1 protein-coding gene is annotated in these 645 nt (G+C 50.1%); it reads right to left on the bottom strand.

Annotated features, from left to right (window positions below):
• Positions 1–645, bottom strand: a 645-nt coding sequence (locus R7Z77_RS26235) for an ABC transporter permease (protein WP_318137163.1), incomplete at both ends; no start/stop codon positions are given.

Genomic DNA, 645 nt, shown 5'->3' with positions numbered 1-645 from the left:
AGCTTTATCCCGTAGTGTTGTTGAATTAGGGGCTGAAGTAGGGCGAGTATCGCATACAGCCCCAAAACGCCGGTGACGATACCTGCTGCTGTGAGTAAACTCGCTTCACTAATGAGCAGAGAAAAAACGTGGCGCGGGCGCGCTCCCATAGCGCGTAAAATGGCCATTTCTCGACGTCGTTCTTGTAAGCTGGTCAGTAGGCTGCTTAACATGCCGAGTAAACCCGCGATAACCACAAAACCAGAAACCGCCATCAAGGCCTGTTCTGCGACAGACATCATGCCCCACAATTCGTGTAGCGCGACACCGGGCATAATTGCACTGAGAGGTTCTTTCGGGTAGTTGTTGATCTGCCTTTGCAACGCAAAAGTTTGAATGCGCGATTTCAAGCCCACAAGCATGGCAGTGATCTGTTTTGGTTGAAAATCCCTTTCTTGTAATACCTTGGCATCCGGTGTTGGGCCCAAGCGTGCACCACTTTCCCAACCGACATGAATGGCTTCGATCGCCTCTAACGAGACGTGAACAGTCTTATCTACTGGGGTGCCAGTTGGAGCTAAAATACCAACAACTTTGCATGGCAGTTTATCGTGACGGCTGAAGACAACATCGCTGATACCATGGGCAATGATGATTTCACTGCCT

The sequence above is a fragment of the Vibrio sp. 1401 genome (assembly GCF_033340295.1).
Note: the sequence above shows the minus strand (reverse complement) of the source record. Positions and strands in the feature narration are given on the sequence as shown.